Origin of the sequence: Bacillus sp. 41-22, assembly GCF_025809295.1 — a bacterium.
Classification (GTDB): Bacteria; Bacillota; Bacilli; order Bacillales; family Bacillaceae_G; genus Bacillus_A; species Bacillus_A mycoides.
The window spans coordinates 1,148,767-1,172,423 of the sequence record NZ_CP084035.1 but is presented as its reverse complement, the minus strand read 5'-3'; the positions used below and the strand labels follow the sequence as shown (position 1 = coordinate 1,172,423).

Sequence of the window (23,657 nt, the reverse complement as noted above, 5' to 3'; positions counted from 1 at the left end):
ATCATAGGAGGAGAGAGAATGAATACGGGAGATACAGTTTTTATGTTTGTAACGACAGTAATGGTCATGTTGATGACACCAGGATTGGCACTTTTTTACGGGGGCATGGTTCGCAGTAAAAACGTACTCAGCACGACAATGCATAGTTATAGCGCAATGGCTATCGTTTCGATTCAATGGATTGTTATCGGCTATTCTTTATCATTCGGACCAGATTGGCACGGACTTATCGGCAATCTCGATTGGTTCGCTCTAAACGGAGTTACCTACGCACCAAATCCAGACTACTCATCTACTATTCCTCACAATTTATTTATGATGTTCCAACTCATGTTCGCTATTTTAACTCCCGCTTTAATTTCAGGTGCATTCGCCGAAAGAATGCGATTTTCTGCCTTTCTTATTTTCATCCTTCTTTGGACAACAATCGTTTACAATCCTGTCGCTCATTGGGTATGGGGCGTTGGCGGATGGCTGAGAGAACTCGGCGCGTTAGACTTCGCTGGCGGTAATGTCGTTCATATCACATCTGGTGTTGCCGGTCTTGTATTAGCTATTTTCCTAGGAAAACGAAAAAACATAAGCGGCACCTCTCCTCATCATTTACCATTTACAATGTTAGGCGCAGGCTTACTCTGGTTCGGCTGGTTCGGTTTTAACGTCGGTAGTGCATTATCTTTAAATGACGTAGCTTTAACTGCATTTATTAATACAAATATAGCCGCCGCTGCCTCAGCTCTAACTTGGATGCTTTCTGAATGGTTCTTCCAATCGAAGCCGACTGCGATGGGAGCTGCTTGTGGGGTTGTTTCTGGTTTAGTCGCAATTACGCCGGCTTGCGGATTCGTTACACCTTTCTCCGCTCTTCTTATCGGAGCAATTGGCGGTATATTATGCTTTGGCGCTGTCTTCTTCTTAAAAACGAAGTTCGGATACGACGATACACTCGATGCATTTGGATGCCACGGCATCGGAGGAACTTGGGGTGGTATTGCAACTGGACTATTTGCAACCACTACTGTAAACGGTGATGGCGCTAACGGATTATTTTACGGAAACGCAGCTCTCCTTTTCAAACAACTTGTAGCAATAGGAGCAACATATGCATTCACAATCATAATGACGTATGCCATTATTAAAGCGATCAACTTCTTCCTCCCTGTTCGAGTCGATGAGCATGAGGAACATATGGGGCTTGATATTTCGATGCATGGTGAGAAAGCTTATGAGTATACTGAGCGAGTGAACTAAAAAAAGAGAGGCAATCTATTGGTAGTAGATTGCCTCTCTTTTTATTGTACAGGGCGGCAGCATACCCCGCCTTGTATTTTCGTAAATATATCAACGTTTTTTTCAAATATATCGATTTACCAACAAATTCCGACATAACTAAAACGAAAAATACCCTGCATGATTTTACACAAAAAAGACGACCGTTTAACAGTCGTCTTTTCCTATTTATTTCGGAGTATTCCCTACATATTGCGTAATATCAACATTTAAAGCTTGCGCTAAGCGTATTCCATACTCTTGATCTGCACGGAAGAAATTACAAACAGCTAATAATTTCGTGCGCTCATTTACGTCTTTTAAGTCATTTGTTAAGTTTGCAATTAAGTTTTCTTGCTCTTCTTTAGAGAATGAACGGTAACGCTCACCCGCTTGCTTGAAATCATTTGGTTTGTCAATTTTTTCACGAGATACGTAGCCTTCTACTTTCATAGTTGAATCGCGGTAAGTTGGGTCTTCAACTGGATTTTCAGTATGACGGCTCGGTTCGTAGTTTATTGTAGATGGGTTTTGATCCACTTGCATCGCACCATCACGTTGTTGATTACGAACAGCTGCGTATGGGCAGTTTACAGGAATTTGTAAATAGTTTGCACCAAGGCGGTAACGCTGTGTATCTGGGTAAGAGAATAAACGACCTTGCAATAATTTATCTTCAGATGGTTCAATACCATTTACAGTTGCACTTGGAGAGAACGCCACTTGTTCTACTTCCGCAAAGAAGTTTTTCGGGTTACGATTTAACGTCATCGTCCCTACTTCAATTAATGGGAAACGATCTTCTGGCCATACTTTCGTCGGATCTAATGGATCGAAATCTAAAGAATCCGTTTCTTCTAGTTGCATCACTTGTACGTGTAAATCCCACTTCGGATAATTTCCTTTTTCGATTGCATCGAATAAATCACGAGTTGCATGATTGAAGTCTTTTCCTTGCACTTGCTCGACTTCTTTTGCACTTAAGTTACGCACACCTTGCTGTGGCTTCCAATGATATTTAATGTAAACAATTTTACCTTCTGCATTAATCCATTTAAATGAATGTACGCCGAATCCTTCCATTTCACGGTAGTTTGCCGGTGTACCATAATCAGAAAATACCCACGTCATCATATGTGTAGATTCTGGAGTTAACGTCATGAAATCCCAGTAACGATCTGGTGTTTGAACATTTGTATCAGGTGCTGGCTTTAATGAATGCACCATGTCAGGGAATTTAATTGCATCACGAATGAAGAAAACTGGTAAATGGTTACCTACGATATCGTAGTTTCCTTCTTCTGTATAAAATTTAACAGCGAACCCACGCGGATCACGAGCTGTCTCTGGAGAACCTTGGCCATGAATAACCGTTGAGAAACGAACGAATACAGGTGTTTCAGTTCCTTCATTTTGTAAAAACGCTGCTTTCGTATATTGCTTCATGCTGTTTTTCGTTACGAATACGCCGTGAGCACCTGCACCACGTGCATGCACAACACGCTCAGGAATACGTTCACGATCAAAGTGAGCAAGTTTTTCTACTAAATGATAGTCTTCTAACAATACTGGTCCACGGCGACCAGCTGTACGAGAATTTTGGTTATCTCCAACTGGAGCACCTTGATTTGTTGTTAAGCGATTATTTGGATTCATCAGGGGGATCCTCCTCTTTCTTTCATAGTAATTATTATTTATTTAAAATTATTATAAACTAATTATTATTCAAAATTAAATCCTTGTCAACTATTTCCTTTATTTTTTTGGAAGCAATTTCAGCTAAACAATCAATAAATACAGATTGTGAATTGGGCATATTTAGTCTAAAATATGTGCCATTTAATTCATCAGTTACAACTTTACATTCATAATCGGTGTCATATAAAACTTCTAAATCGAGCAATGTGTTTTAAACCTAAGTAACAAACAAATTCATACTCTGTAAACATTTTATTCATTGAATCTGTTAATTTATGCGCCTGCTCTTTCATTATTTTCCCAAGCGGTGAAATTCCACTAATTGCTTTATACCGTCCGATTAAATTTTGGAGCGCTTCTTCAGAGATGGCTTACGCCCATGACGAATGTGAGTATAATAAGCTTCTACATCATCTAATGACTCCGGTGTTCCATATGCCATTACAAGCAAACCTATTTTCTTCTTCGTCATCTATATAGCACCTCAATTTTGGAAATGAGAATCTTTTTCAAGAACATTTGTTTCCAATTATAACAAACAATAATAATTATGTCAAAATAATAATTCTAAATAAGTATTATTTCTAATATGATTCCGAATTTTATATGACAATTTATTTAAGAAAAAGAGCGGCTCACATAAATATAAGCCGCTCTTTCCCTATTCCTTAATATTCACCCCATACTCTTTAAACCAAACATGAATTTGTGCTAAATGAGCTAAAAGTTGAGGACCTGTCATTAATTGACCGAACCACGGTTTTTGAAATGCACTGCCGCCAGACTGGATCAATCCGCTCAATTGCTCCTTATCGAACAATTCATGCAAAATTGAGCCTTTATCCGTTAATAAATCTTGGAGCCATACTGTGACTGCTTTCGTATAGTGCGGGTTATGCGTTTTCGGATACGGACTTTTCTTTCTATACAATATATCATTTGGAAGTAATCCTTCTAAAGCCTTACGCAATAGACCTTTTTCGCGGTTTTTATACATTTTCATTTCCCAAGGAATATTCCACGCATATTCGACAAGTCGGTGGTCCGCAAATGGAACGCGTACTTCTAAGCTTGCCCCCATACTCATACGGTCTTTTCTGTCTAATAATGTTGTCATAAACCATACCATGTTTAAATAAAATAATTGTCGTCTCTTCGCTTCTAATGGGCTTTCTCCCTCTAAAATAGGAACTTCTTGAATGGATTCTTCATAGCGTTGTTGTACATATTGTTGTAAATTTAATTTATTTCTCCATTCTTTCTTCAGAAGTTGTTCACGCGCTTCTGTAGAACGCATCCACGGAAATGCACTTGATTGTAAATCATCTTCTCTATAAAACCACGGATAACCGCCGAATATTTCATCTGCACATTCTCCAGATAAACCGACGACAAAATCTTGTTTTATTTCACGGCAAAACCATAATAATGAAGAATCAATATCTGCCATACCAGGCAAATCGCGAACGAGTACTGCTTCTGTTAAATACTGTGCTAGTTGTTCATTAGAAATGACGCAGCGATGATGAATTGTTTGAAATGTCTCTGTCATTAAATTAATAAATGGTGCATCTGAATTCGGCTGAAACGCATTCGCTTTAAAATATTTGTCGTTATCTTCATAGTCAACAGAATACGTGTGCAATTGACCTTTCCCTGATCTTTCATACTCTTTCGCGGCAATTGCTGTGATAGCACTTGAATCTACACCTCCTGATAAAAAAGTGCATAGTGGTACGTCAGAAACTAATTGTCTCGTAATCGCATCTTGTAATAAAAAACGAGTTTTCTCTACTGTTTCTTCAAATGAATCTTCATGTTTTTTACTTTCTACATTCCAATATCTCCATATGCATAAACCGTCTTTTGAGAACGTCATTGCATGACCCGGACGCAGTTCTTGAATACCAGCATATACACCGTGACCAGGCGTTCTAGATGGTCCGAGGCCAAATATTTCTGACAACCCTTCTAACGTTACTTCCGCCTTCACATCTGGATGCACTAGTATCGCTTTTAACTCTGAACCAAATAATAATCGTCCGCTATCATATTTATAAAAAAGCGGTTTTACACCTAATCGATCTCTGGCAATAAAGACTCGTTCATTTTTCTCATCCCATACTGCAAACGCATATATACCGTTTAAATGATCGACACATTCTTCTTTCCATTCAATATAAGATGCCAATAGTACTTCTGTATCGGAATGCCCTTTAAATGTATAACCTCTTCTTAATAACTCTTTGCGAATATCTTCTGTATTGTAGAGCTCTCCGTTATAGCAAATCGCATAACTCGTTTCGTTTTTTAAACAAGTCATGGGTTGTTTACCACCTTCAGGATCTACAACGATTAACCGTTTATGCCCAAATGCGACGTTCCCTTTAATCCAAACTTTATTATCATCTGGACCGCGTTTCGCTAGCGTTTCCGCCATCTTCGTCACGATGTCCCTTTCCCCTTCTAATGAGCGTTTATAATCCACCCATCCTGTAATCCCGCACATAAGAATCATCCTTCCTAATCTAATATCTGTTTCTGAACGTGCAGTAATCCCCACCCTATGAGTGCGGATACATAAAAACAACAAACTTGACGATAACTAACTATCCATATATGGAATAGCAGTTTCACAGTGTAAAGCGTGTTTTATTGTATGCCCATCTATCTTTAGGTGTGTCTAGTTATAAAGAACGTACGAACTGTCCATAACAAGAATAACTATTTCTATAAAAGGAGAAATGAACTATGATACAACGCAAACATATTTTGTATAACCAACCGCGCGCTCATACAGTCGGTAATGTAGAATATATAAACAAAGAATGGGTATTCTTTGATGATGAAAATGATGAGGCTTTTCTATTAGAAGATATTGCTGAAGATGGTTTTGAAATTTTATATAACAACAATTGGCTACCAGCTCGTTTTTATGAACAAGACATATTACAAATTGCAAATGAACAACATTCTCTCCAAAACGGAGAAATGATACGAATTCGTAAAAAATTACTTCTTAGCTATAATGAATGGCTTGAGGAATTACCTGACTCTGTCTTTACATTATTAACTGAGGCATTACAATCGCTTCATTACTCTTTATATGATTGCATGTATTGTCATAATTATTTATCCTTCTTGCCAAAAGAGGAAGCATGCGAAGGAGTAAATATTCTTTTATTCGATAACGACGAAATGATTTGTACATTGCAGCATCATTTTGTACGCCACTCTTCCTCTAATAAAAATATTTTGCGATTTACGAAAGTAAACGGAGAAGAGTTGCATATTGATGCGACATAAAATAAAAACCACCTTATCTCCCAAATATTTGAGATCATAAGGTGGTTTTATTTTTTATTAGAATACTTGCCAACCAATCGGTAATTTCAGTCCAAGGTAAAATACCGCTACTAGTGCAACAATAAATAATCCCCAAAATGCCCCTGTTGCTTTGTTCTTGCTCATTTTCACAAGAACCATTTCCATTCCAGCGATTACTAATATACCAGCTAGCATTTTCATGCCGTACCACATGTGCATGCTACCTGTTGCCGTCTTCACAATACTCATGTACAACATGAAACCTGTCACAATAATGATGATATACATAAGGCGAAGCCCCATATGTACACCTTTACCTTTTCTTCCTGCTGAATAAAGTGAATACGCAACGAAGAATAAAATTAATCCTAACGCCCATGCTGTAATATGCATATGTACCATCGTATCCCTGCCTCCTCTTTTTCACACTTTTTCACTCTATATGATAACATGTTCATATATTTTCAGGAAATGTTTCGCTTTTTTATATTTAAATGCTATAATATTTAGAGTATTTACAAACTTCTTGTAATAACAAAAGGGGGAACAATCATGATTCAAACTAAGGATATTATCGAACTTACAGACACATACGGGGCAAATAACTACCATCCACTTCCAATCGTTATTTCTAAAGCAGAAGGCGTTTGGGTAGAAGATCCTGAAGGAAACCGCTATATGGACTTATTAAGTGCATATTCTGCAGTAAACCAAGGTCATCGTCATCCAAAAATCATTAACGCTTTAATTGACCAAGCTAATCGAGTGACGTTAACTTCTCGTGCTTTCCATAGCGATCAATTAGGTCCTTGGTACGAAAAAGTTGCGAAACTAACAAATAAAAATATGGTACTTCCTATGAATACAGGCGCAGAGGCTGTTGAAACTGCAATTAAAACAGCTCGTCGCTGGGCTTATGATGTGAAAAAGGTAGAAGCAAACCGTGCAGAAATCATCGTTTGTGAAGATAACTTCCACGGACGTACAATGGGTGCTGTTTCTATGTCATCAAACGAAGAGTACAAGCGCGGCTTCGGTCCAATGCTTCCTGGCATTATTGTAATTCCTTATGGTGATTTAGAAGCGTTAAAAGCTGCGATTACACCAAATACAGCTGCATTCATTTTAGAGCCAATCCAAGGTGAAGCAGGAATTAACATTCCACCAGCTGGTTTCTTACAAGAAGCTTTTGAAGTATGTAAAAAAGAAAACGTTTTATTCGTAGCAGATGAAATCCAAACAGGCTTAGGCCGTACGGGTAAAGTATTTGCTTGTGACTGGGACAATGTAACTCCTGACATGTACATACTTGGTAAAGCACTTGGCGGCGGCGTATTCCCAATCTCTTGTGTTGCAGCAAACAGCGACATTTTAGGTGTATTCGAGCCAGGTTCTCACGGTTCTACATTCGGTGGTAACCCACTTGCATGTGCTGTTTCTATTGCAGCTCTTGAAGTATTAGAAGAAGAAAAATTAACAGAGCGTTCTCTTCAATTAGGAGAAAAACTAGTTGGGCAATTAAAAGAAATTGATAACCCAATGATTACTGACATTCGCGGTAAAGGTTTATTCATCGGTATCGAATTAAACGAGCCAGCTCGTCCTTACTGTGAACAACTAAAAGCAGCTGGGCTATTATGTAAAGAAACACACGAAAACGTAATTCGTATTGCACCACCTCTAGTAATCTCTGAAGAAGATTTAGAGTGGGCGTTCCAAAAAATTAAAGCTGTACTATCTTAATCATAGTGAGGTTGTCCTAAATATAGGACAACCTCTTTCTTTTTTTAGTAGTTTATCGTAAAATAAAATTGAATATTCTGTTTTTGTTAAAAAGGGGGTAACTGTATGCTATTGAAATACGGTAAACACATTAACAATTTAGCTACAATTTTTATTTCTATGACATTCATCGGCTTCATATTATCTACAACTTTACTCAGTCATTATTCAACTCCTAATACATTCACACTACTCAAAACATCATTTTGGGCTGCTGTTTTCCTTACAATTATCGGTTTTGGCCGTGAGAGAAGCGCACTTGCAGTTATGCTAATTGGAATTTGTACTTTAGCATTAATCGGATTGTATATTTTCGCCATCATAGATTACTCCGTTAATCCACGCCCATAGAAAAGAGCTATCTTTTCACAAGATAGCTCTTTTTTCATTTCACTATATTTTTTAACGTACCAATTCCCTCTACTGTAATAACAACTTCATCACCAGCATGTAAAAATTTCGGTGGTGTAAAACCTTTACCAACACCAGCTGGTGTCCCTGTTGCAATGATATCTCCTGGCTCTAATGTCATGCCTTTACTTATAGTTGAAATAATTTCTTCTACTGAAAAAATCATTTCTCTCGTATTTGAAGTTTGCCTTACTTCTCCATTTACCACTGTTTCAATGTGTAATGCATTCGGCGTTCTAACCATCGATTTATGAATTAAATACGGTCCCATCGGACAAAATGTATCGAAACTTTTCCCTAGGAAAAATTGTTTATGTTTTCTTTGAATATCCCGAGCAGTTACATCATTTATAACTGTATATCCAAAAACATGATCAAGAGCTTTTTCTATTTTTATTTGTTTCCCTCGCTTACCGATAACGATTGCTAGTTCACCTTCATAATCAAGTTCATTCGTCGCGTGAGGGTGACCATTAATTTGCTCATCAATTCCAATCACTGTTGTTGGCGCCTTTGTAAAAATCATTATATTTTCAGGGATAGACTCTACTCCGCCCATTTCTACCGCATGCTCACGATAGTTCTTTCCAACACAAAGAATATTTTTTCTCGGCCTTGGAATCGGTGCTAATATTTTCACCTCTGCTAACGGATAATACGCCGATCCCGCATTTTCCTTCGCCCAATTTACAATATCGTACACTTTCTCAAGACATTCGCTTCCTCTTTCAATACACTCTAACATGGTAATTGGGATAGTAACCTTTTCCCCTTTTTGTCTTTGCGCTTCTCTTAAATGTAATACCTTTTCTTCCTCTTCATCCACAATACCTACAAATACTTTTTCTTCTTTCTTCGCCGTTACAAAACGCAACATTTCCACTCTCCATCCTAAAACTCATACCCTATAATTGTATTCGCATCCTTAAGAAAAAAACCTTCTTACACACGCTAATTTTTACAATATTCAACCATTCTTACATTTGTTCCTCATCCGTTATTTGACATAAAATGTAGAAATTATACTTTTTTTAGCGAAGATGTTTCTTTTTTATGGGATTTTTGTATAATATGTACTACATATATACATAAAATTTATTGAGAGATGGAGCCGATTTCAATGTTTGAGCAAGCTATCGAAAAAAAACGCGAAAAAATGATCTATTTTGCTGAACGCTACGGAATGACTTCTCAAAAAACAGTAGATTGTAGCCAGGAATTGGACAGGCTCTTAAATGTTGTTTGGCCTATACATACAGATTGCACACATACTCAAATGTTCGAAACACATACGCAATAACGTATGTGTTTCTTTTATTTCGAAAAAATACACATTTTATTGAAAACGCCCATACAATAGTAGAAAAGAAAATTTTAAAAACGAAAGGTGTTTTGTATGCCAGCTATGGTCGGACATATTCGTATCGTTAATATTGGATCAAGTGGTATTTTTCATATTGGAGATGTATTTGCGATTAGGCCTATTAGTTATTCACGCGCTTTTGCCGGAGCCGGTTCATTTAATGTTGGGGATAACGTCTCTGTCTACAATTATCAAAGCTCAACGACCGTCAATGATTCAGATGTAATTGATCAAGCAATAATTGGTTCGAACTAAAGGGGGCGATTGCATTGAATTTTTATGTGAACCAAAGTATCATCATTAACAGCATTAAAATCGATAGCATTACGACCTCTTCCGTTTTTCAAATTGGAACTGCAGGTAGTATTAAGGCTCTTTCTAAATTCTCAAATTCTGGCGGATTTACAGAACCGCTTCGCCCTTTACATGCGAAAGGACAAATTATTTCCATCAAACCATCAACTAGTTCTTCTTAAGGTATCCTTGTCATAAATATATAGCAGGAATATATTTCCCCTCCCTATTGAAAAGGAGGTTTCACAAATGAATCAAGATATATATACTTACCTACACCAACTTCAACAAGCTCTCCAAATACAGCAGCAAACTATTCTAAACCTTGAAGAGCAAGTTCGCCTACTACAAGAAGAGCTTAATGAGTTAAAAAGTCGTCCCTCCTCTTCTATAGGAAAAGTGGAATATAAATTCGATCAATTAAAAGTAGAAAATTTAAACGGCACTTTAAATATTGGCTTGAATCCATTTTCAACAAAAGGGCAACAAATTGAAGATTTTCAAGTGGATACAGAAACATTAAAAGTAAATCCTGAAACAGAAACAAATCCAGACTTTTATCAAGGTATCCTCCAAGAAATGCATCGCTATTTAGATGAAGAAGCATATAGTCGAATTCTCCATTTTGAACAAGAAGAGAGAACGCCGCTTGATGAGATGTATCGACAAATGATGGTGGATGACATAAAAAAACAGATGGAACATAGACTTCCATATTATTTATCACAAGTTCAATCGTATGAGGGTATTTCCACAGATCCCGATTATTTACGAGACATCATTATTCAAGCGATGAAACAAGATATTGACAAGGCGTTCCTTTCCTTTATTCAACACATACCGGGCAATTTCCGAAAGGAGTGAGTATGCATGAATTTAAATGTTGTAAACCGCGAGTTAAAAGTAGGCCAGATTAAAATGAACGGGGTTTCTTCTTCCGCATTATTTTTAATTGGAGATGCAAACCTTCTCATCCTTTCTTCTATTCTTGATACGCCATTCGAATCTGTTACAGAGGGACCATTTGTACCATTAGTAACAGATGTCCCTCCGACTCCAGGTTGAGGAGAGGAAAAATTATGCTCCGTCATACTTCAATTGTACAAAATGTTTCTATCGTTTCTATGGGGGTTGCAGCTGTCTTCCAGGCCGGGGATTCTAATCAAATAGAATTAAAAAATAGAGCACTTATCGTTCATCGAGAAATCCCTTGTTATATAAAAGGTGAAGGTCGTTTTGATGCGTTTGAAATCTTTACAGATGAGTACATTACAATTCCAAAGCGAACGACAGATGTAAAACTAAATATTGTAAATGAGTGCCCTTTTATTGAAGTAAATGATGTTCACTTGCGAACCCTTTTAAATTCCGCGTGCTTCCAAATCGGCAATGTTGACTATGTTTTTAATAATTCTCGCACGCTACAAATCCGCCAATTTATTACTGATGAACCTTCCTCTAAATAATTCATATAGTAATTAAAAAGCTTAGTAAAGTAGGTGGATGGTATGCCTTCGGTTGTAGGAAATCTTGTCGTTCAAAACAGTAACGGCTCTTTCAACTTAGGAGATTTTTATAACGTGTCTCCGAAAGAAAATACGAAAGCTTATAACGGCTCTGGGGCTTCCAATGTCGGATTTGTCGTCAACACTTTTAGCGGCGTTAGCGCAACAAATACATTTGATTCGGACGTTGCAGACCAAGATCAAATTGGAACAGCGTAAAAAAGAAACAGCTTTAGCTCTATTTTGTGTAGAGCTAGGGCTGTTTCTTTTAATTTTAACATCTTACATATTTACGTTTGAATCCGAGTCTTCCTCTATCAAGTTCTTTATGAATACTTTCGTAAGCATTTAGAAAACTACTTTTCTTGTTATCCCGTTTTAGTTCTACTATGCCTACTTCCTTTGCGGTTTCAACTGCCTTTTCATGTAGCGGCACATATGAAATCCCCACAGTGTTTAGAAAATTATTCATAGCGGATTTCGTACGTTCTGGCGCATCATAAATTGTATTTTTTACAACTTCTAGCATATTGGCAATCTTACTTTCGGAAAATTCATGGTCTTTTCGATTCCCTAAAAGCCAGCAGTAGCAACTCCATCCCGCTGACATTCTTAGTTCGTCACCACTTGCAATCCATTTATCAGCAACGTCTTGTGCAAAATCTGACTCTGATAAAGTTACTGCTACCACATAATCGGACAGCATATAAAAGTACGCCCCATCCATCCAACGATCAAAATCCGATTCTTTCATAGTTTTTGGATCTGCAATAATGCCTGCAAAGTACATCGCATCATAGTTACCTGTAGCATAAAGCTCTTCAGCTAAACTTTGATTGATTTTTATTTTCTTCGCGATTGGTTTCATAGCACCTGTAGCTACGCCAAAAAGTGGCTCCTTTGCACCATTGGATATGTATATTTTTTTAGTTCGTTCCTTGCCGAGAGTTTCAAGCTCTTGCATTACTGTTTCAAAATCCATCGTGTTGCACTTCCTTCCTTAATATTATAATCAATCCGCTTATATTCTTGATCCATCTTTTAAATCGTTTTGTCCATCGATTTACGATTTTCAAAATGGGATTTCGTTATACGCGTTTATCTAGCTAATTAATACCGATTATAAAAACTAATCATTAATGAAGATGCTACTCCCTGCTAATGATTAGTTTTTTTATTTAAATGATAATCCCTTATCTTCTAAAGCCGCTCTCAATTTAGGTAAAGATGCTGGTCCTATACCGTGCAGTTTCAAAATTTCTTTTTCACTATACTTTGAAAGTTCTGCTTCAGTCGTTATTCCATAGTGCTCTAACGCTCGCCTTGCTGGTGCTGAAAGAAGAGAAAGAAAGCCTTCTTTTGGCTTTCTCTCTTTCTCACAGGTTGGGCAAGTTGGACAATCGCTACTTTTGTAGTACTCGTGTCCTTGATCACAAGTTCTTAACGTCGCCATAATCCATAACCCCTTTCTAAGCTCTATTCGTCAATATTTACAACATGATTTCCATCAAAGAAATATAAACATTTCTCTTTCACAGGATGTTTTAAGCTTTTCTCGAGTGCTTTTGCATATAGTGAAAGCTGTACTTTGTATCGGTCTTCTAAAATTGGTTTCGCTTGATCAAATCCGCCTGGGAACTTTCCTTCAATCGTATCTGTTTTAAAGTCGATTAAAGTAATTCCGTCTTCCTCTTCGATCATGCAGTCGATAACCCCTTGGACAAGTATTGATTCGCCTTTCTTCCCTTGCCAATCTTGATACGCTTCTTCTGCTGAAAGCATCATCGTAAATGGTACTTCGCGCTCAACACTTTTTGCTGCTAATACCCTTTTACCTAAGTCACTGTCAAAGAATGAAATTACCTTTTCAATCGCTATTTCTTCAGCTTGTTCAAATGTTAATAGTTCTTTATTTACCATTCTTGCAATTTGTTCTTGAAGAACTTCAATCGTAATTGGTTTCTTCAAATCTACATGCTGCATAACGGCATGGACTGCTGTCCCTCGCTCTGCGTATGTTAGCCCTTTTTTCTCCATAAAGCGCGGACGTGTTTTAATTGGTGCACGAAGTTTTTTAATAAAGGCGTTATCGCTACCTTCTTCAGATTGATAATTTCTCTTTATTTCTGTAACAGACTGTTTCGCACGGTGAGATGTCGCGTCCGCATACCCGTATTCCCACATCAATCTGTCATACACTTCTTCTTTCCGTTCACTTTCTAACGGAACAGCTTTTTTATCGCGAAGCGCTTCTAATAACTCTTGTTTCTCTTCTTGAACCGGTTCTGGTGCAAGTAAATCTTTTCCTTCAACAACTTCCACTTTCCAGCTAGCACTATATTCATAAATTTCGCCTGGAATATTTCCTTGTCCTAATTCAAGAAGCATTTCACTATCACGGTGTCTATATAAGGAAGGTGCAATCCAGTCTAAGTAGCAAGACGCTCCGGCACGAATATGGTCTGGTAATAACCATTCACTATGCTCTCTTGCATCGAGCCATTTTTCCATTTCTTTATTGGCATCTTTAACTGTTCCAATTAAAATTAACTTCTCTTTTGCACGTGTTAACGCTACGTATAGTACGCGCATTTCTTCCGCAATTAATTCCATCTTCATTTTACGCTTAATCGCTAGTTGCGATAATGTCGTATATTTAATTCGTTTACGAGGATCGATAAATTGTGAACCGAAACCGAAATCTTTATGAAGTAAGAAACGCTTCATTAAATCTTGTGTATTAAAACGGCGACCAAGTCCAGCTACAAATACGACTGGGAACTCTAGCCCTTTACTTTTATGAATCGTCATAATGCGAACAACATCTTCTTGTTCTCCGAGGGCTCTCGCCGTTCCCATATCATCTCCGCGTTCTAAAATACGCTCAATAAAGCGCAAGAAGCGGAATAATCCTCTAAACGATGTTGCTTCATATTGTCTTGCACGGTCATATAGTACGCGTAAGTTTGCCTGCCTTTGCTTTCCGGCTGGTAAACCGCCGACAAAGTCGTAATAGCCTGTCTCACCGTACACTTTCCAAATTAAATCAGAAAGAGATTGTTGACGCGCAAATTCACGCCACCCTTGCAGTAAGTTATAAAACCACTCTAATTTATCATGCAGTTCTTGTTCTTCTTCAAGCGGCGCTCCCTTTAAGAATGAGCTCATCACTTCATAAAACGAGCCTTTCTTTCCATGAGCACGAAGCGTCGCAAGTTCTTCGTCATTTAGTCCAACGATCGGTGAACGAAGTACAGCTGCAAGCGGAATATCTTGCATCGGGTTATCAATGACGCGGAATACGTTCATCATAATATTTACTTCTGTCGCTTCAAAGTAACCAGTCGCAAGGTCAGCATATACCGGAATTCCTTGTAGTTTTAACTCTTCCATAATTTGCGGCGCCCATGGCATCGAGCGAAGTAAAATAACGAAATCACGATATTGCACTGGGCGCATACTATCAGTTTTACGATCATACACTTCATAGCCTGAATCGACCATTGCTTTAATACGCTGCGCCATAAGACGAGCTTCAAGCTGCGCTTTTTCTACTTCGGCACCTTCTTCACCGTCTTGCACTTCTTCCTCAGTTTGCTGAATACATAATAGCTCTGCCGCTACATCTTCACCTTCTGGATAGCTAGCACCTAGCTTTAATTCAGCGTCAGCATCATAATCGATTTCGCCGACTTCTTCGCCCATAATTTGTTTGAAAATAAAGTTCGTACCTGCTAGCACTTCATGACGGCTACGGAAGTTTTTCGCTAAGTCAATCTTCATTCCGCCGCCCGATCCTTCTTGTGTGAAACGTTTATATTTTCCTAAGAATAAACCAGGCTCTGCTAGTCGGAAACGATAGATTGACTGTTTTACGTCACCAACCATGAACAAGTTTCCTTCACTCTCAGAATCTTTCGTTACGAATTTAATAATTGATTCCTGTACGAAGTTCGTATCTTGATATTCATCAACTAGTACTTCAGCAAATTTATTACGATATTGAAGTGCTACTGCTGACGGCTTCATTTCACCGCCTTCACTTTGCTCGCTTAAAATTTGCAAACAGAAATGCTCTAAATCTGTGAAATCGACCATTCCTTTATCTCGCTTAATCGCTTGGAAACGCTCTGTAAATACTTTTACAAGCTTCACGAGTTTTTCTAATACAGGATGCATATCTTGAAAATCTCGTAAGAAACTTTCGGGTCTGCGGCTAAATAGCTCTTCTTGTAATTTCTTCACTTCATCTTTCGCTTTATTACGAAGAGAATCTACTTGTTTTACAACATCTTCGTTGTAATCACTTTTTTTAATACGCTTTAACGTTTGCCACGATACATTTTGCATCGCTTCATAAACGCTTGTCCACGATCCACGAGCTGCTGAGGATAACGTTCCAAGTAAAGCTAAATCCGCTTGTAAAGTTTCAACGCGAGGCGCTGGACCATCAGGAAGCATTGCGAGTTCAGTCGCCTTACGAATATGCTTTTCCGCTGTTTCAAGCTGAAACTTCACATCTTCTAATAAGTAAGAAGCGTACACTAAATCTTCAATCGTCTTTCCTTCAACGTCGTATGCTTCTACTAATTTATCAAGCCACTTCTCCGGGTTTGGATGCGCTCTTGATTCTGTATGAAGCGCTAAAATCATTCGTTGTAAGTCATCGTCACTACGGTCACTCGTATAACGATCAACTAGTTCAAAGAAAATACTATTATCTTCGATTCCATATTCTTCTTCTAATATGTCATCTAGCACTTCTTCTTTTAATAACTCATTTTCTGTTTGGTTCGCAATACGAAAACGAGGATCGACATCAAGCATGTAATAATATCCTCTAATAACTTGTAAACAAAATGAATGAATTGTAGAAATGGAAGCTTTATTTAATAAGCTAAGCTGCTTTCTTATATGCTGTGAACCTGGCCCATCAATTAATACTTTTTCTAACGCTTCCCCAATTCGATTTTTCATTTCTTGCGCTGCTGCATTCGTAAATGTTACAACGAGCAGGCGGTCGACATCGACTGGATTTTCCTCACTTATAATCTTTTTAATAATACGTTCAACTAATACCGCTGTTTTCCCTGATCCAGCTGCCGCTGCGACTAAAATATCACGTCCGTTCGCTACAACCGCTTTCCACTGGTCATCTGTCCATTGACTACCTTCTGGTTTCTGAGGCCAATTTTCTATCATTCTCCGCCAACCTCCTCTCTAATTTTCTCCATCGCTTCGCTATCTTTCATATCTTTTAACGTACGGAATTGGTTATCTTCAAGTGATTCATCAAATTGACAAACAGATTTGAAGTTACAGAACGTACATGCCGCTTTATTCCCCTTTTTGTAAGGAGCAATATCAATAACACCTTCTGTAATGTCTTTTCCGATATTTTCAAACGAGTGGTGTACATATTTTTGAAGTACGTTAAACTCTTGTTCACTTGCAATGCTAGAACGCGCACTAAAACTACCATCTTTTTTCAGACCAGCAGAAATAATATCAGAGCTTCCTGTTGAAAGTTTATTATCCATTAAACGCACAACGTCAGCATCTCCTAGTACGAGACCTTTCATTTTAAATTTCTTTAAAATTTCTTTCTCAATTTCTTCTTCAGATGCATCGCCTTTCATCTCAACAATCGGGTTATGAATATGGAAATACAATACACCCGCCGGTGATGCAGTACTGCCCTTTTTCATCCACGTATGTGCATTTGAAGTAACAACATCTAAATACGTTAACATTTGAAGTGCGAGTCCGTAATACACTTCTGTTAAATCTAACGCTTTCGAACTTGATTTATAATCAATAATACGAAGGAACGTACCACTCTCATCTTCCGCCTTATCAACACGGTCAATACGGCCAACTACTTCCATCTTCACACCATTTGGCAACGCAAATTCCATTGGCGGAAGAGATCCAGTCCCGCCCATACCGAACGGTACTTCTAAATCAACTGGTACAAATCCACTCGACTTCGCATGTTCACGAAGAATAAGTGACGTACGGAAAATGATTTGTTGTAGTTTTTGCTTTAAATAGAAATGACGGTTCGAACTTAATAAAATTTGTCTTTGTAATAACGGTGCAATTTCTTCTATTACTAAAGCAGAAAGGTGTTCACACTCTTTTATTGATAAATCCGCCCAAGTCCGATTTTCACGTAATAGCTTGTCTGCAATTCTCTTCAGCGCTGCATGGAATAATTCACCGATATCTGGCGCATCAAGTTTGAAAATATCACGCTCTCTTAGCGATAAACCGTGCTGGGCAAAATGAGCGTACGCACAACGGTTAAATAGTTCCATACGAGAAACGCTTCCCTTAATTGTATCTCCATATAAATCCCTACTTACATCTGTACTTAGTTTCTGTGCACGATTTCGGTAGAATAAACTTGATAACACACGGCTACTTTTTTGCTTCCATTCATCTGAAGTAACGTAGAAGTTATATACGTCCCACCAAAAGTCTAAATTCCCTTCAAATCCGTATCGCTTCCACGTTTGCAGTTGCTGCATGACATAAGACAAAGTTACTTCTGGCGTTGCTACGTATGAAATTTGTTCCGAACGCGATAAGTCATTTACATCATTCGTAATAAACGATTCTTTCACATCAGGGAACATTCTTTTTATTTTCTTAATAAAGCTAGACGCAAGTAACGTCTTTCCTTCTTCATCCGCAAGCGGACAAGAAATGTATAACTTCTCAGATGCTCTCGTCACCATTTGATACATAACGAACTGTTCTTCTAATAAAGTTTGTCTCGTCGTTGGTGCTAATTCGATACCTGCAGCGGTGAGAACATTTCTTTCCTCATCAGAAAGCATACCTTCATCCATAGGCGCTGCTGGAATCACACCTTCGTTTACTCCAATAATGAATGTCGCTTTAATATCTGATAATCTAGAATGATCAATATTAGCAACTAACACTTGATCTAGTGACGGCGGAATGTTCGCAAATTGAAGTGCCTCAAGACCTGTCGACATAACCTCCGTAAACATTGAAAGGGACATCTTCTCTTCGCCAAGCATCTCAACGAACGTATCAAGAAGATTCATCACTTCTTCCCATACTTGCTCATGGTCTGTCGCAAATAAGAAATCTCCATTTTCTTCTGCACGAACACGTAATTCTTCTAGTTTTTTCGGAACGTCAAGCTCCTCTAAAAATAAATATACCGCTTCGCACATTTGCATAACTGTTCCAGCACGCTTCAGTCTTTTTTGCATACGAATAACTGGCGTTCTTACAACGTCGCGAAGTCGATTTATTTTCTCTTCCATTTCACGCTCACTGTCTGTTATCATTTCGCTCGCATCATCAAGAGAACGATAACGACGATACATCCACGGATCTTCAGAAGTCCATCTCTTCCCTTGTACACCGTACGCTAAACAGTAGTTTTCAAACTCATCCATCTCTTCGCGCATCGCTTCTTTTCTTGCATCTAATGGATATAAAAGCTCTGTTTTCACGCAGCGGAATACTGCATCATAACGCCAATTCCCGCTAATAATCTCGAGTGCAGAACGAATACATTCTACTAGCGGATGATGTGACATTGGGCGTTTTTCATCGATGAAATGCGGGATATTATAATCCGTAAATAACGTTCGCATTACGTCGTAATAACTTTCTCCGTTACGAAGAAGGACTGCGATATCTCGGTAACGATAGTCTTCATCCGCCACAAGTCTTCTAATTTCACGAGCTACACCTTCTACTTCAGCTCGTAAATTAGCTGCTGTACTAATTGTTACACTCGCTTCACCATGATACTTTTCATTCGGACGCGCTTCATAATGCGTTTCTAAATGAGCTAATGCTGGAGAATGAAAACGCGGTTGTTCCATAAGTGGAATTGTTTTTTCAATTTCTATTTTCTCTTCACGCGCTACTTGTTTTATTTTTTCATACGTTAACGTCGTTTCATAAAATAAATCTAGTTCATTCACTGGCTGCGCTAACGTTTTTTCATCTATCGTTAATGTTATTGTTACTCTTGTTCCTAATCTCATTAGCCCTCTAACGATTTCTAGCTCTTGAGGAGAAAATGAATGGAATCCATCTATATAAATTTCCGCGCCTTTTACATACTCAGAGTCTGAAAGCTTCTCAATTAATAATTGTAAGTAGTCTTCTGAATCTAAATACTTTCCGATTAAAGCACGTTCAAAATCATCATATAATAACTGTAAATCATACACTTTATTCGCTAGTAGCTTTTGCTCTGCACTACTGCTATGCGTGTCTAATTGTTGCCACATTTCATATACGTTAGACGGCGTCACATTGTAACGTTTAAACTCAGCAATCATACTACCAAGATGTTCAAAGAAACCGTTTTGCTCCGCTGCTTTTTGAAACACAGATAGTCCATCTTTACGAGATTCTACAATTTTACGAAGCAACATATGTACACCAGCTTCATCAATATGAAGACGACTCGCTCCACCAACTTCTTGCAGCACCTTCCACGCTAATCGCGAAAAACTAAAAACTTGTGCCCGAATAGAACCTCTTACATCTTCGCTCCCAATTAACGCCTGCTGCGTTTGGAATGTCATCTGTTCTGGCACAAGATATAATATTGTTTTCCCTCTTGGGCGCTGTTTTAACTCTTCTTGCACTTCGTGTAAACAAAGTGTACTTTTTCCACTTCCAGCTCTACCAATCACAAATCGAAGTGACATGAAACCCCCACCTTTCACTTACATAACGAACGTTAGTTTGCTATCACAATTGTATTATAGGACGATAAAAAAGACAAACATACTCGTTTGTCTTTTCCTTATACTTCATTTTATTATATCAGCCTTTTGAGAAATTCGTTTGTACCTCTTGAATCGGCCAATATCGTAAATCAACTTTACCGACAACTGTATCAGCTTTCACAAAGCCGAAGTGCCTACTATCCCAGCTACCAAGGCGGTTGTCACCAACTACAAAAATAGAACCGGGTGGTACAAACTTTTCTTTCGTTAACTCTTCTAGTTTAAAATCGCCTGTTAATTGCCGTCCATTTGTCTCTTTCTTATACGTCTCTAAATAAGGTTCATCCACGAATTGTCCGTTTATATATAATTTATCATGCTTATATTCGATATGATCCCCAGGTAAACCGATAATTCGCTTTACATAGTCCTCTTTTTTATTCGCATGAAAAACGACGACATCAAATCGATTCAAGTCCCCTACTTGATAACTCACCTTATTCACAACGAGCATATTTCCATCTTGCAATGTCGGCATCATTGACTTCCCCTCTACAACGTACGTTGAAAAGAAAAACGTTCGAAAAAATACAGCTAATAGTACACCAATTAAAATTGTTCTTACCCACTCTAGCCCTTCTTTTTTCAAAGTTTTCTTCATTCGCTTCTCCCCTCGCCCTTTAATGATGAAGCTTGCATTTATAAAGTGAAACTTAATCGGTGGGGGTTTTGTTCATCCCCCACCGATTATTAGCCCGCACCAATCGGGCATTTACGGGCAGTTTGATCTCCCACCTAACTTCTTTGCTTCAGTCGAATTTTTTGGTGGGAGTTTTACTGCCCTCAAATAGCGGGACAAAGAAGACTTTTCCTAATGTAGTTCTAACTTTACTTCAATTTTTTTACCGACATACCATAAAATAAAAATAACAACGCCCACAATAACCGATTTCACCGGCTTATGAATAAATGACACTAAATCATGACCGATATACGTTAAAATAAAGATCATAACAAGCTTTCCAAATGCTAATGCTAGTCCAAACTGTTTTACGCTAATGCGAGATAAACCAGCTACAACGTTTATAAGCGCAGATGGTGTGAACGGAAAACAAAATATAACAAAGATTGGCGCGAACCCTTTTCTTTCAATCCATCCCATCGCTTTTCGCACTCTCTCATGCTTATTTACAAAAGAAAAGAAACGACTTCTTCCAAAGCTACGAATAATGAAAAATACAAGCATTGCACCAATTACTGACCCAATCCATGAATAAAGAAAACCGAACCAAAAACCAAATGCAACAGCATTCGCCAACACAAACACAATGAGTGGCAATGCTGGAATAAGCGCCTCTATCATCGGTAAGCCAATACCGAGAAGCGGTCCGAACGCACGATAACTTTCAACAATATGATCCATATTTTCTGGTGAAAAATACTCTTTGATCGTTTGAAAATCCATTCTACACTTTACCCCTTTACTCTAATTACTACCTCTACTGTATCATTGCTTAAATGAAAGAGGAAATGGTAGATACGACATATGGAGATGTATTTATTAAAGTTTCCATATCATTCGCTAGAATTCCTTCATTATTATGCTATGATAATCTTTCAATATTCGACAAGGTTTGTTGTACGTTTGGTTGTTTGAGGAACAATATTTTTTGATGATTTTTTCGGTAAATGAAATTACACCGGTGATTTTCTGAATACATCGACCACAATTTGATTTTTATCGACTTTCCGACAAAAACAGACAAATAAAAAGGATGAGTCTCCCCATCCTTTCCCTCTCACACTTCGCCTTCCTTCACAAAATACACTTTCTCATATGCTGGTGTTAATTTAGATTCTTCATTTTTATCAATCTCTTTAAAGCAAGGATTTCCTTGTTTTTTCTTACGATCTTCATACTCTGTCCGTAATTTCGCTGTACGATTTTGCTGATTTTCAAAGCTACTTTTTGACATTTCTAGTTTCACAGCGAAACCATTTATAAATCTAATAATAAGATTTCCATCTTTTAATTCTTTATTATCTTCAATATGAAAATGAGATAACCACGCACACTCTTTTCGAGAATAAGAATACGTAGGGAAAAAATAAAGTTGATCTGTCGGGCTAATTGCGATAGGAGCTTTATGTGTAATACGCGTTAACTCCTTCGTTCCTTCTTTTCTTCCAAAGAAACTAGAACCATGCTTCCGGCAACTTCTCTCTATAATATCAAGAGGCTTTTGAAATACGAAAAAAGAATCTTCCATTTCTACAATCCGCGTAACAACTTTCTTTTCTCCTAGAACAACAGGAAGTAAGGCCATTGTATTTTTGCTTACAACATAGTTTTCGACATAACGTTCTACTTTACTTTCCATAGTCTACTGTCTGCTACTACAAATATAGGAAAATGTATATCCTTAGAGTATGTAGTTTTTGCACGCTAAGAATACTTTTATCTATACTCGCTCTTTTGTTAGTAACAGATTTTTCACCTCTCTTTTTTTAATTTTCGATTGCTATTTAATTTCCCTTCTTCATTTCCCTTTTATAGTAGCACCTACGAAAAGGAAATGGTTTACATTCCACGATTCTTTACAAATACTTATAATAAATCAAATATAATATAAATTTGTTAATAATGATATATGAATATTAAAGGAATAATCTGTATAAAAAAAGGATTCTATATACGAAAAAAGAATTTATATCATTTGTAATATGTTTAACACATTCCCCTTTTCATATAATTACAGCAATTAATTTTGCTATAATTAAAATATAAATCAAATATACGAAGGTCTCTCATGGAAGAAAAGCAAGATCATCCAACAATTCAAATGAAAAATAGTAGCATTGTTATCGTAAAAAATTCAGCGAGTATTATATTCGGTTTATTTTTTATTTTACTGTTCTTCGCGAAGCCTTTTCGTAAATCTAAATGTCCAGAATGCAAGAAACGTGAAAAGAAAAAAGCTGTGAAAGAACACTAAAAGGCCTTCCTTTACGGAAAGCCCTTTTACATACTGATTGCCATTTCCTTCATTCTTCTTCATCCTCAAAAAACCTACTATTTTTTCTTCCAAGATTCTCTGTATCTCTTTCAACCTGTAATATGGTTCTTGATCTAAATACCGAGAATGAGACTTCCTCAAATCAATTACCGTCACTTTATCATTTTCATAAGTTTTCGAGTACGCCTTTATTTCTTCAATCGTACTTTTTAGGCTGTCTTTATTACTAATATAAATATCGTATATCTCAACAACA

The 23,657-nt window shown here is 37.6% G+C and carries 23 protein-coding genes and 3 pseudogenes; 12 read left to right on the top strand and 14 right to left on the bottom strand.

Annotated elements, in window-relative coordinates:
- Nucleotides 1-18: 18 nt before the first annotated feature.
- Entirely contained in the window at nt 19-1,251 is a 1,233-nt protein-coding gene (locus tag LCF45_RS05945; protein WP_003187921.1) for an ammonium transporter, read from the top strand.
- Between the two features lie 207 nt (nt 1,252-1,458).
- On the opposite strand, the gene katB is transcribed toward LCF45_RS05945, so the two are convergent.
- The 3 genes and pseudogenes from katB to asnB form a co-directional block, all read right to left on the bottom strand.
- A complete protein-coding gene (gene katB, locus LCF45_RS05940) occupies nt 1,459-2,925 on the bottom strand; it encodes a catalase KatB (protein ID WP_078202957.1) in 1,467 nt (488 codons plus the stop codon).
- A gap of 58 nt (nt 2,926-2,983) precedes the next feature.
- A pseudogene (locus tag LCF45_RS05935) lies at nt 2,984-3,439 on the bottom strand (ferrochelatase).
- Between the two features lie 189 nt (nt 3,440-3,628).
- Entirely contained in the window at nt 3,629-5,476 is a 1,848-nt protein-coding gene (gene asnB, locus LCF45_RS05930; protein ID WP_002125901.1) for an asparagine synthase (glutamine-hydrolyzing), read from the bottom strand.
- Between the two features lie 242 nt (nt 5,477-5,718).
- Here asnB and LCF45_RS05925 point away from each other — a divergent pair, with 242 nt between their 5' ends.
- Nucleotides 5,719-6,273, top strand: a complete 555-nt coding sequence (locus LCF45_RS05925) for a DUF2777 domain-containing protein (RefSeq protein WP_002125899.1) — start codon at nt 5,719-5,721, stop codon at nt 6,271-6,273.
- A 57-nt stretch (nt 6,274-6,330) separates the two neighbouring features.
- On the opposite strand, the gene LCF45_RS05920 is transcribed toward LCF45_RS05925, so the two are convergent.
- Entirely contained in the window at nt 6,331-6,696 is a 366-nt protein-coding gene (locus tag LCF45_RS05920) for a YisL family protein (RefSeq protein ID WP_000233497.1), read from the bottom strand.
- 150 nt (nt 6,697-6,846) lie between these two features.
- Here LCF45_RS05920 and rocD point away from each other — a divergent pair, with 150 nt between their 5' ends.
- Together rocD and LCF45_RS05910 are read left to right on the top strand one after the other, a co-directional pair.
- Nucleotides 6,847-8,037: an ornithine aminotransferase gene (gene rocD, locus LCF45_RS05915; RefSeq protein ID WP_000616665.1), complete on the top strand. Its 1,191-nt coding sequence runs from the start codon at nt 6,847-6,849 to the stop codon at nt 8,035-8,037.
- 105 nt (nt 8,038-8,142) lie between these two features.
- Nucleotides 8,143-8,427: a hypothetical protein gene (locus LCF45_RS05910; protein ID WP_000925332.1), complete on the top strand. Its 285-nt coding sequence runs from the start codon at nt 8,143-8,145 to the stop codon at nt 8,425-8,427.
- Between the two features lie 34 nt (nt 8,428-8,461).
- Here LCF45_RS05910 and LCF45_RS05905 read toward each other — a convergent pair whose 3' ends face one another.
- The gene (locus tag LCF45_RS05905) at nt 8,462-9,364 is read right to left on the bottom strand and encodes a fumarylacetoacetate hydrolase family protein (protein ID WP_078206356.1); all 903 of its coding nucleotides are present in this window, start codon (nt 9,362-9,364) and stop codon (nt 8,462-8,464) included.
- Nucleotides 9,365-9,607: 243 nt separating this feature from the next.
- On the opposite strand from LCF45_RS05905, the gene LCF45_RS05900 reads away from it, so the two are divergent.
- The 7 genes from LCF45_RS05900 to gerPF all read left to right on the top strand — a co-directional run bounded on the left by LCF45_RS05900 (nt 9,608) and on the right by gerPF (nt 11,868).
- On the top strand, nt 9,608-9,787 hold the full coding sequence (locus LCF45_RS05900; protein WP_002087032.1) for an aspartyl-phosphate phosphatase Spo0E family protein: 180 nt from the start codon (nt 9,608-9,610) through the stop codon (nt 9,785-9,787).
- 96 nt (nt 9,788-9,883) lie between these two features.
- Nucleotides 9,884-10,105: a spore germination protein GerPA gene (gene gerPA, locus LCF45_RS05895; RefSeq protein WP_001111190.1), complete on the top strand. Its 222-nt coding sequence runs from the start codon at nt 9,884-9,886 to the stop codon at nt 10,103-10,105.
- Between the two features lie 14 nt (nt 10,106-10,119).
- A complete protein-coding gene (gerPB, locus tag LCF45_RS05890) occupies nt 10,120-10,326 on the top strand; it encodes a spore germination protein GerPB (RefSeq protein ID WP_001012505.1) in 207 nt (68 codons plus the stop codon).
- Nucleotides 10,327-10,393: 67 nt separating this feature from the next.
- The gene (gerPC, locus tag LCF45_RS05885; RefSeq protein ID WP_001070757.1) at nt 10,394-11,008 is read left to right on the top strand and encodes a spore germination protein GerPC; all 615 of its coding nucleotides are present in this window, start codon (nt 10,394-10,396) and stop codon (nt 11,006-11,008) included.
- 6 nt (nt 11,009-11,014) lie between these two features.
- Nucleotides 11,015-11,209 (top strand): spore germination protein GerPD, encoded by a 195-nt coding sequence (gene gerPD / locus LCF45_RS05880; RefSeq protein WP_001052805.1) that lies wholly within the window; start codon nt 11,015-11,017, stop codon nt 11,207-11,209.
- 14 nt (nt 11,210-11,223) lie between these two features.
- Nucleotides 11,224-11,610, top strand: a complete 387-nt coding sequence (locus LCF45_RS05875; protein WP_002125894.1) for a spore germination protein GerPE — start codon at nt 11,224-11,226, stop codon at nt 11,608-11,610.
- Between the two features lie 42 nt (nt 11,611-11,652).
- On the top strand, nt 11,653-11,868 hold the full coding sequence (gene gerPF / locus LCF45_RS05870; protein ID WP_001141570.1) for a spore germination protein GerPF: 216 nt from the start codon (nt 11,653-11,655) through the stop codon (nt 11,866-11,868).
- A 55-nt stretch (nt 11,869-11,923) separates the two neighbouring features.
- Here the strand turns inward: gerPF and LCF45_RS05865 are convergent, their stop codons facing one another.
- The 8 genes and pseudogenes from LCF45_RS05865 to LCF45_RS27120 all read right to left on the bottom strand — a co-directional run.
- The gene (locus LCF45_RS05865) at nt 11,924-12,631 is read right to left on the bottom strand and encodes a DNA alkylation repair protein (protein ID WP_002011269.1); all 708 of its coding nucleotides are present in this window, start codon (nt 12,629-12,631) and stop codon (nt 11,924-11,926) included.
- Between the two features lie 192 nt (nt 12,632-12,823).
- Nucleotides 12,824-13,102 (bottom strand): RNA polymerase alpha subunit C-terminal domain-containing protein, encoded by a 279-nt coding sequence (locus LCF45_RS05860; RefSeq protein WP_061675287.1) that lies wholly within the window; start codon nt 13,100-13,102, stop codon nt 12,824-12,826.
- Nucleotides 13,103-13,125: 23 nt separating this feature from the next.
- A complete protein-coding gene (gene addA / locus LCF45_RS05855; protein ID WP_002125881.1) occupies nt 13,126-16,851 on the bottom strand; it encodes a helicase-exonuclease AddAB subunit AddA in 3,726 nt (1,241 codons plus the stop codon).
- Nucleotides 16,848-20,363, bottom strand: coding sequence for a helicase-exonuclease AddAB subunit AddB (gene addB, locus LCF45_RS05850; protein ID WP_002125879.1), 3,516 nt, complete (start codon nt 20,361-20,363; stop codon nt 16,848-16,850). The genes addA and addB overlap by 4 nt, the downstream gene beginning before the upstream one ends.
- A gap of 118 nt (nt 20,364-20,481) precedes the next feature.
- Nucleotides 20,482-21,045, bottom strand: a complete 564-nt coding sequence (gene lepB, locus LCF45_RS05845) for a signal peptidase I (protein ID WP_002011277.1) — start codon at nt 21,043-21,045, stop codon at nt 20,482-20,484.
- A gap of 210 nt (nt 21,046-21,255) precedes the next feature.
- Entirely contained in the window at nt 21,256-21,849 is a 594-nt protein-coding gene (locus LCF45_RS05840) for a TVP38/TMEM64 family protein (protein ID WP_002011278.1), read from the bottom strand.
- A gap of 334 nt (nt 21,850-22,183) precedes the next feature.
- Nucleotides 22,184-22,765, bottom strand: coding sequence for a competence protein ComK (locus LCF45_RS05835; protein ID WP_002011279.1), 582 nt, complete (start codon nt 22,763-22,765; stop codon nt 22,184-22,186).
- A 49-nt stretch (nt 22,766-22,814) separates the two neighbouring features.
- Nucleotides 22,815-22,892: pseudogene (locus LCF45_RS27120) on the bottom strand (RNA-guided endonuclease TnpB family protein); the annotation flags it as partial.
- Between the two features lie 302 nt (nt 22,893-23,194).
- Here LCF45_RS27120 and LCF45_RS05830 point away from each other — a divergent pair.
- Nucleotides 23,195-23,380: a hypothetical protein gene (locus tag LCF45_RS05830; protein ID WP_002011281.1), complete on the top strand. Its 186-nt coding sequence runs from the start codon at nt 23,195-23,197 to the stop codon at nt 23,378-23,380.
- 49 nt (nt 23,381-23,429) lie between these two features.
- Here the strand turns inward: LCF45_RS05830 and LCF45_RS05825 are convergent.
- Nucleotides 23,430-23,647, bottom strand: a pseudogene (locus LCF45_RS05825) (hypothetical protein).
- Nucleotides 23,648-23,657: the final 10 nt, after the last annotated feature.